13 protein-coding genes are annotated in these 15,314 nt (G+C 71.0%); 5 read left to right on the top strand and 8 right to left on the bottom strand.

Translation table 11 applies throughout. From position 1 onward, the window contains the following. Window positions 1-55 precede the first annotated feature (55 nt). Window positions 56-1,003 (bottom strand): heme o synthase, encoded by a 948-nt coding sequence (locus ACZ3IL_RS21525; RefSeq protein ID WP_467392287.1) that lies wholly within the window; start codon window positions 1,001-1,003, stop codon window positions 56-58. A gap of 313 nt (window positions 1,004-1,316) precedes the next feature. Between ACZ3IL_RS21525 and tkt the strand changes: the two genes are divergently transcribed. The 5 genes from tkt to pgl are packed head-to-tail and all read left to right on the top strand — an operon-like array spanning window position 1,317 to window position 7,949. Beyond that, a complete protein-coding gene (tkt, locus tag ACZ3IL_RS21520; protein WP_467392285.1) occupies window positions 1,317-3,404 on the top strand; it encodes a transketolase in 2,088 nt (695 codons plus the stop codon). Window positions 3,405-3,440: 36 nt separating this feature from the next. Further along, complete coding sequence (gene tal, locus ACZ3IL_RS21515; RefSeq protein ID WP_467392283.1) at window positions 3,441-4,559, top strand: transaldolase; 1,119 nt, start codon at window positions 3,441-3,443, stop codon at window positions 4,557-4,559. A gap of 5 nt (window positions 4,560-4,564) precedes the next feature. Continuing rightward, window positions 4,565-6,097: a glucose-6-phosphate dehydrogenase gene (zwf, locus tag ACZ3IL_RS21510; RefSeq protein ID WP_467392281.1), complete on the top strand. Its 1,533-nt coding sequence runs from the start codon at window positions 4,565-4,567 to the stop codon at window positions 6,095-6,097. Then, window positions 6,094-7,173 (top strand): glucose-6-phosphate dehydrogenase assembly protein OpcA, encoded by a 1,080-nt coding sequence (gene opcA, locus ACZ3IL_RS21505; protein ID WP_467392279.1) that lies wholly within the window; start codon window positions 6,094-6,096, stop codon window positions 7,171-7,173. The genes zwf and opcA overlap by 4 nt, the downstream gene beginning before the upstream one ends. Continuing rightward, the gene (pgl, locus tag ACZ3IL_RS21500) at window positions 7,170-7,949 is read left to right on the top strand and encodes a 6-phosphogluconolactonase (RefSeq protein WP_467392277.1); all 780 of its coding nucleotides are present in this window, start codon (window positions 7,170-7,172) and stop codon (window positions 7,947-7,949) included. The genes opcA and pgl overlap by 4 nt, the downstream gene beginning before the upstream one ends. Window positions 7,950-8,169: 220 nt before the next feature. Here pgl and pgi read toward each other — a convergent pair whose 3' ends face one another. The 7 genes from pgi to gap all read right to left on the bottom strand — a co-directional run bounded on the left by pgi (window position 8,170) and on the right by gap (window position 15,119). Then, a complete protein-coding gene (gene pgi, locus ACZ3IL_RS21495) occupies window positions 8,170-9,858 on the bottom strand; it encodes a glucose-6-phosphate isomerase (RefSeq protein ID WP_467392275.1) in 1,689 nt (562 codons plus the stop codon). Between the two features lie 44 nt (window positions 9,859-9,902). Next, window positions 9,903-11,117, bottom strand: coding sequence for an MFS transporter (locus tag ACZ3IL_RS21490; RefSeq protein WP_467392273.1), 1,215 nt, complete (start codon window positions 11,115-11,117; stop codon window positions 9,903-9,905). Window positions 11,118-11,267: 150 nt separating this feature from the next. After that, a complete protein-coding gene (locus ACZ3IL_RS21485) occupies window positions 11,268-11,603 on the bottom strand; it encodes an RNA polymerase-binding protein RbpA (protein ID WP_003976875.1) in 336 nt (111 codons plus the stop codon). 77 nt (window positions 11,604-11,680) lie between these two features. Further along, complete coding sequence (secG, locus tag ACZ3IL_RS21480; RefSeq protein ID WP_030205174.1) at window positions 11,681-11,911, bottom strand: preprotein translocase subunit SecG; 231 nt, start codon at window positions 11,909-11,911, stop codon at window positions 11,681-11,683. A 97-nt stretch (window positions 11,912-12,008) separates the two neighbouring features. Beyond that, window positions 12,009-12,785, bottom strand: a complete 777-nt coding sequence (gene tpiA / locus ACZ3IL_RS21475; protein WP_467392271.1) for a triose-phosphate isomerase — start codon at window positions 12,783-12,785, stop codon at window positions 12,009-12,011. Between the two features lie 6 nt (window positions 12,786-12,791). Then, window positions 12,792-14,003 (bottom strand): phosphoglycerate kinase, encoded by a 1,212-nt coding sequence (locus ACZ3IL_RS21470; protein WP_467392269.1) that lies wholly within the window; start codon window positions 14,001-14,003, stop codon window positions 12,792-12,794. 105 nt (window positions 14,004-14,108) lie between these two features. Further along, on the bottom strand, window positions 14,109-15,119 hold the full coding sequence (gap, locus tag ACZ3IL_RS21465; protein ID WP_467392267.1) for a type I glyceraldehyde-3-phosphate dehydrogenase: 1,011 nt from the start codon (window positions 15,117-15,119) through the stop codon (window positions 14,109-14,111). Window positions 15,120-15,314: the final 195 nt, after the last annotated feature.

The following is a 15,314-nucleotide window of genomic DNA, read 5'->3' as shown; positions in this document are numbered from 1 at the left end:
CCCGGCCGTTTTCAGTCGATCATATGAGCGCGTTACGGGCGCCCGTCCGAGTGTCCTAACGGAGGAAGGGGTCCACCGCGACGGCCACGAAGAGCAGCGACACATAGGTGATGGACCAGTGGAAGAGGCGCATCTCCTTGAGCTTGGCGCCCGTCGTTCCGTCCTTGGCGCGGCTCAGCAGCCCGTGCGCCTCCCAGAGCCACCAGCCGCCGGTGAGCAGCGCCACGGCCGTGTAGAACCAGCCCGTGTAGCCCATCGGGGTGAGCAGCAGCGAGACGCCGACCATGACCCAGCTGTAGAGCACGATCTGCTTGGCGACGACCTTGTTGGAGGCGATCACCGGGAGCATGGGCACGCCCACGCGGGCGTAGTCGTCCTTGACCTTCATCGACAGCGGCCAGTAGTGCGGCGGCGTCCAGAAGAAGATGACCAGGAAGAGGACGACGGCGGCCCAGGACATCGAGTTCGTGACCGACGACCAGCCGATGAGCACCGGCATGCAGCCGGCGATGCCGCCCCAGACGATGTTCTGCGCGGTGCGCCGCTTGAGGATCATCGTGTAGACGACGACGTAGAAGAGCAGCGCGCCGAGCGACAGCCAGGCGGAGAGCCAGTTGACGAGCAGGCCGAACCAGAGGGTGGAGACCACCGCGAGGGTGAGGCCGAAGACCAGGCCCTCGCGCGGCGAGACCATTCCGGTGACCAGGGGACGCTGGGACGTGCGGTCCATCAGGGCGTCGATGTCACGGTCGATGTACATGTTCAGCGCGTTCGCGCCGCCCGCCGAGAGGTAGCCGCCGAAGCAGGTGGCGAGCACCAGCCAGAGGTTCGGCACGCCCTGCTCGGCGAGGAACATCACCGGAACGGTGGTGATGAGCAGCAGCTCGATGATTCGCGGCTTGGTCAGCGCCACGAATGCCTTGACGCGGACCCCGAACGGCCGGTGGCCCCCCGGGCTGGGAGTCAAGACGACCCCTGCGGGTCGGGACTCGACGGCCGTCACGCACACCCCTGACAGAGAAATTCCCAGCAAGCCCACCCGCGTGGGAACGGGGCGGGGCTTGCGCGTACCACGCCACTGTAGACGTTGCCCAGACGCCGGTCTTCGCGGGGGTGGGGTCGTGTTGAAGGGGTATGTCCGAGGGGTCGGCGCCGCTCGGGAGGCGAAGTCGCACGGTCACCGGCAGTCTTGTCTTATCCGCTCATTTGAGGGGCACGAGCAAGGGAGGCGGGCCGTCCGGCGGGGGTAGGCTCGACACCGCCGGTACACCCTCCGTCACCGGCTTCAGACATGTGGAGAGGAGCCCTGACCCAGGGTGAGCACTAAGCCGACCACCACAGACCTCGAGTGGACCGATTTGGACCAGCGGGCCGTTGACACCGCCCGCGTCCTGGCAGCGGACGCCGTACAGAAGGTCGGCAACGGCCATCCCGGTACGGCGATGAGCCTGGCGCCCGTCGCGTACACCCTCTTCCAGAAGGTGATGCGCCACGACCCGGCCGACCCCTCGTGGGTCGGACGCGACCGCTTCGTGCTCTCCGCCGGCCACTCGTCCCTGACCCTCTACACCCAGCTCTACCTGGGTGGGTTCGGTCTCGAACTGGACGACCTCAAGGCTTTCCGGACCTGGGGCTCGAAGACCCCCGGCCACCCGGAGTACGGCCACACGGCCGGTGTGGAGACGACCACCGGCCCGCTGGGCCAGGGTGTCGCCAACGCCGTGGGCATGGCGATGGCCGCCCGCTTCGAGCGCGGACTGTTCGACCCGGAGGCGCCCGCGGGCACCTCCCCGTTCGACCACCACATCTACGCGATCGCCGGTGACGGCTGCCTCCAGGAGGGCATCTCCGCGGAGGCGTCCTCGCTCGCCGGCCACCAGAAGCTCGGCAACCTGATCCTGCTGTGGGACGACAACCACATCTCGATCGAGGGCGACACCGAGACGGCCGTATCCGAGGAGACGACGAAGCGGTACGAGGCGTACGGCTGGCACGTCCAGCGCGTCGAGCCGCAGGAGAACGGCGACCTGGACCCGGTCGCGCTGTACGCGGCGATCCGCGCGGCCGAGGCCGAGACCGAGCGCCCGTCGTTCATCGCGATGCGTTCGATCATCGCCTGGCCCGCCCCGAACGCGCAGAACACCGAGGCCGCGCACGGCTCGGCGCTCGGCGACGACGAGGTCGCGGCCACCAAGCGCGTCCTGGGCTTCGACCCGGAGAAGACCTTCGAGGTCTCCGACGAGGTCATCGCGCACACCCGCGCGCTCGGCGACCGGGGCCGCGAGGCCCGCGCCGCGTGGGAGAAGTCCTTCGCCGAGTGGCGTACGGCCAACCCGGAGCGGGCGGCGGAGTTCGACCGCATCGAGTCGAACGAGCTGCCGAAGGGCTGGGCGGAGAAGCTCCCGGTCTTCGAGCCGGGCAAGGGCGTCGCCACCCGTGCCGCCTCGGGCCAGGTGCTCAAGGCGCTCGGCGCGGTCATCCCGGAGCTGTGGGGCGGCTCGGCCGACCTGGCCGGCTCGAACAACACGACGATCGACAAGGACTCGTCGTTCCTGCCCGCGGGCAACCCGCTGCCGGAGGCCGACCCGTACGGCCGCACGATCCACTTCGGCATCCGCGAGCACTCGATGGCCGCCGAGATGAACGGCATCGCGCTGCACGGCAACACGCGGATCTACGGCGGCACCTTCCTGGTGTTCTCCGACTACATGCGCAACGCGGTGCGCCTGTCGGCCCTGATGCACCTGCCCGTGACGTACGTCTGGACCCACGACTCGATCGGTCTGGGCGAGGACGGCCCGACGCACCAGCCGGTGGAGCACCTGGCCTCGCTGCGCGCGATCCCGGGCCTGAACGTGGTCCGTCCGGCCGACGCCAACGAGACCGCCCTGGCGTGGCGCGAGATCATGCGGCGCCACACCAAGGTCTTCGGCAAGGGCGCCCCGCACGGTCTGGCGCTCACCCGCCAGGGCGTGCCGACCTACGCGCCGAACGAGGACACGGTCAAGGGCGGCTACGTGCTGTTCGACGCCGAGGGCGGCAGCCCCGAGGTGGTCCTGATCGCGACCGGTTCCGAGGTGCACCTGGCCGTCGAGGCCCGCGAGCAGCTCCAGGCCGCCGGTACGCCCACCCGAGTGGTGTCGATGCCGTCCGTGGAGTGGTTCGAGGAGCAGGACCAGGCGTACCGGGACTCCGTCCTGCCGCCGTCGGTCCGCGCCCGGGTCGCGGTCGAGGCCGGCATCGGCCTGACCTGGCACAAGTACGTCGGTGACGCCGGCCGGATCGTCTCCCTGGAGCACTTCGGCGCCTCGGCGGACGCGAAGGTCCTCTTCCGCGAGTTCGGGTTCACGCCCGAGGCGATCGTCGCCGCCGCCCGGGAATCGATCGACGCCGCCGCGCGCTGACACCGATACGTACGACTTATTGGAGATGCAACTCTCATGACAGACGCTCTCAAGCGCCTCTCCGACGAAGGCGTCGCGATCTGGCTGGACGACCTCTCGCGCCAGCGGATCACCTCCGGCAACCTGGCCGAGCTGATCGACCAGAGCCACGTGGTCGGGGTCACCACCAACCCGTCCATCTTCCAGAAGGCCATCTCCGAGGGCCACGGCTACGACCAGCAGCTCTCCGACCTCGCCGCCCGCCGGGTGACCGTCGAGGAGGCCATCCGCATGATCACGACGGCGGACGTCCGGGACGCCGCCGACATCCTGCGCCCGGTCTTCGACGCGACGGACGGCCAGGACGGCCGGGTCTCCATCGAGGTGGACCCCCGGCTGGCCCACGACACCAAGGCCACCGTCGCCGAGGCCAAGCAGCTCGCCTGGCTGGTCGACCGGCCGAACACGCTGATCAAGATCCCGGCCACCGAGGCGGGTCTCCCGGCGATCACCGAGGTCATCGGCCTGGGCATCAGCGTCAACGTCACGCTGATCTTCTCGCTGGAGCGCTACCGCCTGGTCATGGACGCCTACCTGGCGGGCCTGGAGAAGGCCCGCGAGCGCGGCCTGGACCTCTCCGAGATCCACTCGGTGGCCTCCTTCTTCGTCTCCCGCGTGGACACGGAGATCGACAAGCGCCTGGACGGCGTCGGCACCGACGAGGCCCGGGCGCTCAAGGGCAAGGCCGCCCTGGCCAACGCCCGCCTGGCCTACGAGGCGTACGAGGAGGTCTTCTCCTCGGAGCGCTGGGCCGCCCTCGACAAGGCGCACGCCAACAAGCAGCGCCCGCTGTGGGCCTCGACCGGCGTCAAGGACCCGGCGTACAAGGACACCCTGTACGTGGTGGACCTGGTCGCCCCCGGCACGGTCAACACCATGCCGGAGGCCACCCTGGAGGCCACCGCCGACCACGGCGAGATCTCCGGCGACACGATCCGCGGCACGTACGACGCGTCCCGCGAGGTCCTGGAGGCCGTCGCGAAGCTGGGCATCGGCTACGACGAGGTCGTCCAGCTCCTGGAGGACGAGGGCGTCCAGAAGTTCGAGGCGGCCTGGAACGACCTGCTCAAGTCCACCGAGGCGGAGCTGAAGCGCCTCGCACCTTCGGAGGCGTAAGCACTTTGAGCGCAGTCCACGGAGCCAACCCGCTCCGTGACGCCGCAGACCGACGGCTCCCGCGCATCGCGGGGCCGTCGGGTCTGGTGATCTTCGGCGTCACGGGCGATTTGTCCCGTAAGAAGCTGATGCCTGCCGTCTACGACCTGGCCAACCGCGGTCTGCTGCCGCCGGGCTTCTCGCTCGTCGGCTTCGCCCGCCGCGAGTGGCAGGACGAGGACTTCGCGCAGGAGGTCTACGAAGCCGTCAAGCAGCACTCGCGCACCCCGTTCCGCGAGGAGGTGTGGCAGCAGCTGATCCAGGGGATGCGGTTCGTCCAGGGCGACTTCGACGACGACGAGGCCTTCGAGCAGCTGAAGACCACCGTCGAGGAGCTGGACAAGGCCCAGGGAACCGGCGGCAACTTCGCCTTCTACCTGTCGGTCCCGCCGAAGTTCTTCCCCAAGGTCGTCCAGCAGCTCAAGAAGCACGGGCTCGCCGACCAGCGGAACGGGTCCTGGCGCCGCGCGGTCATCGAGAAGCCCTTCGGGCACGACCTGGCCTCCGCCAAGGAGCTCAACGAGGTCGTCCACGAGGTCTTCCCGCCGCACGAGGTCTTCCGGATCGACCACTACCTCGGCAAGGAGACCGTCCAGAACATCCTGGCGCTCCGCTTCGCCAACACCCTCTTCGAGCCGATCTGGAACCGGTCGTACGTCGACCACGTGCAGATCACCATGGCCGAGGACATCGGCATCGGCGGCCGCGCCGGCTACTACGACGGCATCGGCGCCGCCCGTGACGTCATCCAGAACCACCTGCTCCAGCTGCTCGCGCTGACCGCGATGGAGGAGCCCGCCTCCTTCGACGCCGACGCGCTGGCCGCCGAGAAGACCAAGGTCCTCGGCGCGGTGAGGCTGCCCAGGGACCTGGGCGCGTCCACGGTGCGCGGCCAGTACGCGGCCGGGTGGCAGGGCGGCGAGAAGGCCGTCGGCTACCTCCAGGAAGACGGCATCGACCCGAAGTCGAAGACCGACACCTACGCGGCCGTCAAGCTGGAGATCGACAACCGCCGCTGGGCGGGCGTCCCCTTCTACCTGCGCACCGGCAAGCGCCTGGGCCGCCGCGTCACCGAGATCGCGGTCGTCTTCCAGCGCGCCCCGCACTCCCCCTTCGACCACACCGCGACCGAGGAGCTCGGCCGCAACGCCATCGTCATCCGGGTCCAGCCGGACGAGGGCGTGACGGTGCGGTTCGGCTCCAAGGTGCCCGGCACCCAGATGGAGATCCGGGACGTGTCGATGGACTTCGCGTACGGCGAGTCCTTCACGGAGTCCAGCCCGGAGGCGTACGAGCGGCTCATCCTCGACGTCCTGCTCGGCGACTCGAACCTCTTCCCGAGGGTCGAGGAGGTCGAACTGTCCTGGAAGATCCTCGACCCGATCGAGAAGTTCTGGGACGAGCACGGCACGCCCGCGCAGTACCAGTCCGGGACCTGGGGTCCGGTCGAGGCGGACGAGATGCTCGCACGAGACGGCAGGAGCTGGCGCCGGCCATGAAGACCGACCTGACGGACACCACGTCCTCCAAGATCAACAAGGCGCTGGTGCTCGGGCGGCGGGCGATCGGGGCACCGGCCGTCGGCATGGTGCTCACCCTCGTCATCGTCACCGACGAGGAGAACGCCTACGACGCGCTGAAGGCGGCCAACGAGGCGTCCCGCGAGCACCCCTCGCGGACCCTCGTCGTCATCAAGAGGGTCTCGCGCTCGCCGCGGGACCGCGCCACGGCGCGGCTCGACGCCGAGGTCCGCCTCGGCGCCGACGCCACCACCGGCGAGACGGTGGTGCTCCGGCTGTACGGCGAGGTCGTCGACCACGCCCAGTCGGTGGTGCTGCCGCTGCTCCTCCCCGACGCGCCCGTGGTCGTCTGGTGGCCGGTGGACGCGCCGAGCAACCCGGCGAAGGACCCGCTGGGCGCGCTCGCCCAGCGCCGGGTGACCGACACCTACGCCGCCGTGCAGCCCGTCGAGGCGCTGACGGCGCTGGCGGAGTCGTACACCCCGGGCGACACGGACCTGTCGTGGACCCGGATCACCCCGTGGCGTTCGATGCTCGCCGCCGCGCTCGACCAGGTGGCGTGCGAGGTCACGTCCGCCGAGGTGGAGGGCGAGGAGTTCAACCCGAGCGTCGAACTGCTGGCGATGTGGGTGGCGGACCGGCTGAAGGTGCCGGTGCGGCGCACGAAGTCGGCGGGTCCGGGCCTCACCTCCGTGCGCCTGGAGACCACCTCCGGGCCGATCGTGCTCGACCGGCCGGACGGCTCGCTCGCGACGCTCTGCATCCAGGGACAGCCGGACCGCGGGGTGGCGCTCAAGCGCCGCGACACGGCCGAGCTGATCGCGGAGGAGCTGCGCCGGCTCGACCCGGACGACACCTACGCGGCGGCGCTCAGGTTCGGTGTGGGACGGCTCGACGAGCGGGCGTCCGTCACCGCGCCCCCGCCGGACGGGGAGGGCCCGGCCGCCGGGACCGGCACCGCGGAGGCGGGGGCCGGGACGGCGGAGAGCGGGACCGCTCCCGCCGGCAGGTCCGCCGCGAAGAAGGCCCCGGCCAAGAAGGCGGCGGGCAAGTGAGCACCCCCGAGCTGGTCGTCCACCGCGACAAGGAGCTGATGGCGCAGGCCGCCGCGGCCCGGCTGATCACCCGGATCGTGGACGCCCAGGCCACCCGCGGCTCCGCCTCGGTGGTGCTGACCGGCGGACGCAACGGCAACGGCCTGCTCGCGGCACTGGGGGCGGCACCCGCCCGGGACGCGGTCGACTGGTCGCGCCTCGACCTGTGGTGGGGCGACGAGCGCTTCCTGCCCGAGGGCGACCCCGAGCGGAACGTCACCCAGGCCCGTGAGGCCCTGCTCGACCGGGTGCCGCTGGACCCCGCGCGGGTGCACGCCATGCCGGCCTCCGACGGGCCGTACGACGGCGTCGACGCCGCCGCCGCCGCCTACGCGGAGGAGCTGGCCGCGGCGGCGGGCCCCGGCGGGCACGGCGGGGTGCCGGTCTTCGACGTGCTGATGCTGGGCGTCGGCCCGGACACGCACGTGGCCTCGCTCTTCCCGGAGCTGCCCGGGGTGCGTGAGACGGAACGGACGGTGGTCGGGGTGCACGGCGCGCCGAAGCCGCCGCCGCTCCGGGTCTCGCTGACGCTTCCGGCGATCCGGTCGGCGGCCGAGGTCTGGCTGCTCGCCGCCGGCGAGGACAAGGCGAAGGCCGCGGCCGTCGCGCTGTCCGGCGCGGGCGAGGTGCAGGCCCCGGCGGCCGGCGCCCGCGGCCGGTCGCGCACGCTGTGGCTGCTCGACTCGGCGGCGGCCTCGGAGCTGCCGCGGAGCCTGTACCCGTCGGCCACGGCCTGACCGTACGGCCCGGAGGCCCGGTCCACCCCCCGGTGGACCGGGCCTCCTGCGTGTCCGCCGGCTCCGGGAAGGACGCCGCGAGGAGACCCGGTACGGCTTCGGGCGCGAGGGGACCCGGTACGGCTTCGGCGGCGAACACCGGGCTCCGGCCCTGCCCGGCGCCGGGCAGGGCGTACGCGCCCGCTCCGGCCGCGGCCGTACCGCGTCCTCCCCCGCGCGGTTACCGGCCGCGCAGCGAGCGGTAGGCGGCGACCAGCCCGGCGGTCGAGCTGTCCAGCTTCTCGGCGTCTCCGGCGCCCCCGGCGCCTCCAGCGGCCTTCCCCTCGGTCAGGACCGGCTCGATCCGCTTGGCGAGGACCTTGCCCAGCTCGACGCCCCACTGGTCGAAGGAGTCGATGTTCCAGATCGCGCCCTGGACGAAGACCTTGTGCTCGTAGAGCGCGATCAGCTGCCCGAGGACGGACGGGGTGAGCGCGTCGGCGAGGATCGTGGTGGTGGGGTGGTCGCCCCGGAAGGTCTTGTGCGGGACCAGTTCCTCGGGGACGCCCTCGGCACGGACCTCCTCGGGCGTCTTGCCGAAGGCGAGTGCCTGGGTCTGGGCGAAGAAGTTGGCCATGAGCAGGTCGTGCTGGGCGGCGAGGCCGGGCGCCAGGTCGTCCACGGGACGGGCGAAGCCGATGAAGTCGGCCGGGATCAGCTTGGTCCCCTGGTGGATCAACTGGTAGTACGCGTGCTGGCCGTTGGTCCCGGGGGTGCCCCACACCACGGGTCCGGTCTGCCAGTCGACCCGCTCGCCCCCGCGGTCCACCGACTTGCCGTTGGACTCCATGTCGAGCTGCTGGAGGTAGGCGGTGAACTTCGACAGGTAGTGCGAGTACGGCAGGACGGCGTGCGACTGGGCGTCGAAGAAGTCGCCGTACCAGACGCCGAGGAGGCCGAGCAGGAGCGGGGCGTTCTCCTCGGGCGGGGCGGTGCGGAAGTGCTCGTCGACGAGGTGGAAGCCGTCGAGCATCTGGCGGAACCGCTCCGGGCCGATGGCGATCATCACGGAGAGGCCGATGGCGGAGTCGAAGGAGTAGCGGCCGCCGACCCAGTCCCAGAACTCGAACATGTTCGCGGTGTCGATGCCGAACTCCTCGACCTTCCCCGCGTTGGTCGAGAGGGCCACGAAGTGCTTGGCCACGGCGTCCTGGCCGGCCCGGAGGCCGGTGAGGAGCCAGTCGCGGGCGGAGGTGGCGTTGGTGATCGTCTCGATGGTGGTGAAGGTCTTCGAGGCGACGATGAACAGCGTCTCGGCGGGGTCGAGGTCGCGGACGGCCTCGTGGAGGTCGGCGCCGTCGACGTTGGAGACGAAACGGAACGTCAGGTCCCGCCGCGTGTAGGAGCGCAGGACCTCGTAGGCCATGGCGGGACCGAGGTCGGAACCGCCGATGCCGATGTTCACGATGTTCTTGATCGGCTTGCCGGTGTACCCGGTCCACTCCCCCGAGTGCACCTTGTCGGAGAAGGCGCCCATCCGGTCGAGGACGGCGTGGACGGCGGGGACGACGTTCTCCCCGTCGACCTCGATCACGGCGTCGCGGGGGGCGCGCAGCGCGGTGTGGAGGACCGCCCGGTTCTCGGTGGTGTTGATCTTCTCGCCGCGGAACATGGCGTCGCGCAGCTCGGCCACGCCGGTGGCGGCCGCCAGCTCCCGCAGCAGGGCCAGCGTCTCGCCGGTGACGAGGTGCTTGGAGTAGTCCAGGTAGAGGTCGCCGACCCGCAGGGTGAGGTCGGTGCCGCGCGTCGGGTCGGCGGCGAACAGGTCGCGCAGGTGGAGTTCGCCCAGCTGCTCACGGTGCTTGCCGAGGGCCGCCCACTCGGGCAGCCGGTTGAGCCTGGTACGGCCTTCGTTCTTCATCTCGGACATCGCCCACTTCTTCTCGTACGTGTCTGCCCCGCTGCCCCTCCAACCTAATTGATCAGAGGGGTCAGCGACGCGACGGCGAGCGCGAACAGCGCCGCCGCGACGAGGACGGGCGCGTGCGGTCCCCAGCCGGCGGCCGCGGCGCCGCCGAGGAGGGCGCCGAGCGGCGCGCCCGCGACGGCGAGGGTGCGGAAGGCCGCGGCGACCCGGCCGAGCATCCCCTCCGGGGTCCTCTCCTGCATGAGGGTGGTCTGCTGGACGTTCCACACCGTCCCCATGAAGCCGAACACCGTCATGGCCCCGACGGACACCCCCAGGAGGGGCACCGTGCCCATGAGGACCAGGCAGCCGGTCTGCGCCGCCCCGGCGAGGAACACCGCGCGCGTCCGTCCGGTCCGGGCGCCGATCCGCCGGGCGAGGAAACCGCCCGCGACGCCCCCGGCCGCGTAGGCGGTGATCGTCGCCGCGTACCCCGTCTGTCCGGCGCGCAGGCCGTCGGTGACGTGGACGACCAGGGTGGCGATGAGGGCGCCCATCCCGGTGTTGCAGAGGGTGGTGGCGGCGCAGAGCCACCGCAGGGACCGGTCCGCGCGCAGGACGGCGATCCCCTCGGCCGTCTCGGTCCGCAGGGTGGACCCGGCCGGCCGTGGCGGCCGGGCGGGCGGGGCGGTCCGCAGCGAGGCGACGAGGAGCGCGGCCAGGACGTAGGTGGCGGCGTCGGCCGCGTACGGCACGGCGGGGCCGGCGAGGAGCAGGACGGGCACCAGGGGCGCGGCGAGGAGGCCGCCCGCGAACTGCTGACCGGTCGTCAGGCGCGCGTTGGCCCCGGCCAGGGCGCCGGCCGGGACGAGGGCGGGAAGCAGGGCGGTGGCCGCGTTGTCGAAGAGGGTCTGCAGGGTGGTGAGGGCGAAGGCGAGGACGAGCAGCAGGGCGATGCCGGCGTGGCCCAGCGCGACGGCGGCGGCGAAGGCGGCCATGAGTCCGGCGCGGACGAGGTCGACGGTCCACATGGCCCGCCGCTGGTCGACCCGGTCGGCGACGGCTCCGCCGACGAGCCCGAAGAGCAGCCAGGGCAGGAAGCCGCAGGCGGTGACGGAGGCGATGAGGAGGGGGTCGTCGGTGAGGGAGACGGCGAGCAGCGGCAGCGCGGCGGCGCGCAGGGAGTCGCCGAAGCGGGAGACGACGGCGGCCGTCCACAGGCGTCCGAAGCCGCCCCGCCAGGCGGGCGCGGCCCTGTCGCCCACTGCCGTCGTCGCCGCCATGACGCCCCCTCGGTCCGGTGCCCTCCCGTCCGGCCGACAGTAGGGGACGCCACCGACAACGGCGGTCCGGCGGGGGGCCGGAACGGCGGACGGGCCCGGCCCGCGAACCGAGTTCGCGGGCCGGGCCCGTCCGTCACACCGTCACGCCGTTCAGATCTCGCCGCGCAGCTTGGCGAGGGCCTCGGCGAGGATCGCCTCGCCGTCCGCGTCGCTGCGCCGTTCGCGCACGTACGCGAGATGGGTCTTGTACGGCTCCGTGCGCGGCGGGTCCGGCGGGTTGTCCCGGTCCTGACCGGCCGGGAAGCCGCAGCGCGGGCAGTCCCAGGTCTCCGGGACCTGGGCGTCGCTGGCGAAGCTCGGCTGTGTCTCGTGCCCGTTCGAGCACCAGAAGGAGATGCGGAGGCGCGGCGCCGACTCGCCCCGCTCGGCCTCGCCCATCGGCCCCGCTCCGACCCGGCTTCCCCGGATCGCGTTGCCACTTGCCACGGTCGTAACTCCCTGCGTGATGGTGCTCGAAGATGCCCCAGTCTACGTAAGGCCCAACGCGCGTCCAGTGGTTGGAGTCACCCGTCCAGCTTCATCAGGAGACCGAGCACCACAATGCAGGCGAACCAGAGCAGACCGACCACGACGGTGATCCGGTCCAGGTTGCGCTCGGCGACCGAGGAGCCGCCGACGGAGGACTGCATGCCGCCACCGAACATGTCGGAGAGGCCGCCACCCTTCCCCTTGTGCATCAGCACGAGCAGCATCAGCAGCGCGCTGAAGACGATCAGGGCGATCGAGAACCCCATAACCACGGCTGGACCAACTTCCTCGGACTTATACGGACGGGGGCCGGGCGCCTGCCCGACCCCCGCAAGGGTACGACGTAACTCCGCTACCGCATACTCACTGGTCCCGGAAGCGGACGATCCTGACGAACTCCGCGTCGTCCAGCGCCGCGCCGCCCACCAGGGCGCCGTCGACGTCCGGCTGCGCCATGATGGCCGCGACGTTGCCCGACTTGACCGAGCCGCCGTACTGGATGCGGACCCCGTCGGCCAGCTCCTGGGAGTACAGCTCGGCGAGCCGGCCGCGGATCGCCCCGCAGACCTCCTGCGCGTCCTCGGGGGTGGCGACCTCGCCGGTGCCGATGGCCCACACCGGCTCGTACGCGATCACGATCGTCCCGGCCTGCTCGGCGGGGACGTCCTTCAGGCCGCCGTCGAGCTGGGCGAGGGTGTGCTCGACCTGCCGTCCGGCCTTGCGGACGTCCAGGCCCTCGCCGACGCAGAGGATCGGGGTCACGCCGTGCTTGAAGGCGGCCTTCACCTTGGCGTTGCAGACCTCGTCGTCCTCCGCGTGGTACTGGCGGCGCTCGGAGTGGCCGACCGCCACGTAGGAGCACTTCAGCTTGGACAGCATCGCGCCGGAGACCTCGCCGGTGTAGGCGCCGGAGTCGTGCGCCGAGATGTCCTGGGCGCCGTACTTGATCTTCAGCTTGTCGCCGTCGACCAGGGTCTGGACGGACCGCAGGTCGGTGAAGGGGACCAGGACGGCGACCTCGACGGCGTCGTAGTCCTTGTCGGTCAGGGCGAAGGCGAGCTTCTGGACGTGGGCGATGGCCTCCAGGTGGTTGAGGTTCATCTTCCAGTTGCCCGCCATCAGCGGGGTGCGGGTGCTCACGGGTGTTCAGTCCTCCAGTGCGGCGAGGCCGGGAAGCGTCTTGCCCTCGAGGTACTCGAGGGAGGCGCCGCCGCCGGTCGAAATGTGGCCGAACTTCGTCTCGTCGAAGCCCAGGTTGCGGACGGCCGCGGCGGAGTCGCCACCGCCGACCACGGTGAATCCCTTGCTGTCGATGAGCGCCTGCGCGACCGCGCCGGTGCCCTTCGCGTAGTCGGGGTGCTCGGCGACGCCGACGGGGCCGTTCCAGAAGACGGTCTCCGCGTCGGTGATCTTCGAGGCGAACAGCTCACGGGTCCGGGGGCCGATGTCGAGGCCCTCCTTGTCCGCGGGGATCTTGTCGGCGTCGACCGTCTCGTGGACGGCCGGCGCCTTGGTCTTGAGGTCGGGGAACTCCGTGGAGACCAGCACGTCGACCGGGAGGACCAGCTCGACGCCGTTCTTCTCGGCGCGCTCCATGTACTCGGTGACGACCGGGATCTGGTCCTCCTGGAGGAGGGAGATGCCGACCTCGTACCCCTTGGCCCTGAGGAAGGTGTACGCCATGCCGCCGCCGATCAGGAGGCGGTCGGCCTTGCCGAGCAGCTCGTCGATGACGGCGAGCTTGTCGGAGACCTTGGCGCCGCCGAGGACGACGGTGTAGGGGCGCTTGACGTCGTCGGTCAGCTTCTTCAGGACGCCGACCTCGGTGGCGATGAGGTAACCGGCGGCGTGCGGGAGGCGCGCCGGGAGGTCGTAGACCGAGGCGTGCTTGCGGTGCACGGCGCCGAAGCCGTCGCCGACGTAGAGGTCGGCGAGGGCGGCGAGGCGGTCCGCGAAGGCGCCGCGCTCGGCGTCGTCCTTGGAGGTCTCGCCCGGGTTGAAGCGGAGGTTCTCCAGGACGGCGACCTGCCCGTTCCCGAGGCCCGCGACGGTGGAGGCGGCGGAGTCGCCGACCGTGTCGGTCGCGAACGCCACGCCGGTGCCGAGCAGTTCGCCGAGGCGCGCGGCGGCCGGCGCGAGGGAGAACGCCGGGTCGGGTTCGCCCTTGGGGCGGCCCAGGTGCGAGGCGACCACGACCCGGGCGCCCGCGTTCACGAGCGCCTCGACCGTGGGGACGACGGCGCGGATGCGTCCGTCGTCGGTGATGGTGGTGCCGTCGAGCGGCACGTTGAGGTCGGCGCGGACGAACACCCGCTTGCCTTCGACGCCCTCGTGGAGGAGCTCGTCGATCGTCTTCATCTGTTACCTGACTCCTTGGTACGCGGTGGAGCACACGAACAGGGCTCGCGCAGCGCTTCGTTGCGCTGCCCGAGCCCTGCTCACATCGGAGGCCCGCCCTGAAGCTTAGAGCCGGCCGCCGACGAAGACGGTGAGGTCGACGAGACGGTTGGAGTAGCCCCACTCGTTGTCGTACCAGCCGAGGATCTTGACCGACTTGCCGTCCTGGACCATGGTCAGGGAGGCGTCGAAGGTGCAGGACGCCGGGTCGCCGACGATGTCGGAGGAGACGATCGGGTCCTCGGTGTAGAACAGGAAGCCCTTGAGGTCGCCGTCCTCGGCGGCCTTCTTGAACGCGGCGTTGACCTCGTCCCTGGTGACCTCGCGGTCCAGGGTGACGACCAGGTCGGTGGCGGAGCCGGTCGGGACCGGGACGCGCATCGCGATGCCGTCGAGCTTGCCCTTGAGCTGCGGGAGGACCAGGGCGGTGGCCTTGGCGGCACCGGTCGTGGTCGGGATGATGTTCTCCGCGGCGGCGCGGGCGCGGCGCAGGTCCTTGTGCGGGAAGTCCAGGATGCGCTGGTCGTTGGTGTACGCGTGGACCGTGGTCATCAGGCCCTTGACGATGCCGAAGTTCTCGTCGAGGACCTTGGCCATCGGCGCCACGCAGTTGGTGGTGCAGGACGCGTTGGAGATGACGTGGTGGTTCGCCGGGTCGTACTTGTCCTGGTTGACGCCCATGACGATGGTGATGTCCTCGTCCTTGGCCGGAGCCGAGATGAGGACCTTCTTGGCGCCGCCGGCGATGTGCTTCTCGGCGTCGGCCTTCTTGGTGAAGATGCCGGTCGACTCGATGACGACGTCGACGCCCAGCTCGCCCCAGGGGAGGTCGGCCGGGTCCCGCTCGGACAGCACCTTGATGGTGTGGCCGTCGACGGTGATGGTGTTCTCGGTGTGGGTCACCTCGGCCTTGAGGCGTCCCAGGATGGTGTCGTACTTCAGCAGGTGGGCCGTGGTCGCGGTGTCACCCAGGTCATTGACAGCCACGATCTCGATGTCGGCACCCTGCTCAAGGAGCGCGCGGAAGTAGTTCCGGCCGATGCGGCCAAAGCCGTTGATGCCTACGCGGATCGTCACGAACCGATCTCCTCGTTAGGTACGCCGGTGTGTTCGACGCCGGCGAGATTTTTGTTTTTGGGATGTCCCCGACCACTGACGACCCTACCTCCCCGGGCCCCCGGGAGTGACATCGAGCGCATCCGGGTGAGCCCGGATAGTGAGGAAGAGGGGACGGCGGCCCGTACCTACCGACAGGTAAGGGCCGCCGTGGGA

It is taken from the genome of Streptomyces sp. NPDC014907 (genome assembly GCF_055562975.1).
The sequence above is the reverse complement of the archived record's forward strand: the minus strand, read 5'-3'. Positions and strand labels throughout refer to the sequence as shown.

Excerpts from the sequence above, each read along its gene's own strand:
- opcA (WP_467392279.1), top strand. The coding sequence starts at position 6,094 with ATGAAGACCGACCTGACGGACACCACGTCCTCCAAGATCAACAAGGCG.
- secG (WP_030205174.1), bottom strand. The coding sequence starts at position 11,911 with ATGGGGTTCTCGATCGCCCTGATCGTCTTCAGCGCGCTGCTGATGCTG.
- pgi (WP_467392275.1), bottom strand. The coding sequence starts at position 9,858 with ATGTCCGAGATGAAGAACGAAGGCCGTACCAGGCTCAACCGGCTGCCC.
- tal (WP_467392283.1), top strand. The coding sequence starts at position 3,441 with ATGACAGACGCTCTCAAGCGCCTCTCCGACGAAGGCGTCGCGATCTGG.
- ACZ3IL_RS21490 (WP_467392273.1), bottom strand. The coding sequence starts at position 11,117 with ATGGCGGCGACGACGGCAGTGGGCGACAGGGCCGCGCCCGCCTGGCGG.
- ACZ3IL_RS21470 (WP_467392269.1), bottom strand. The coding sequence starts at position 14,003 with ATGAAGACGATCGACGAGCTCCTCCACGAGGGCGTCGAAGGCAAGCGG.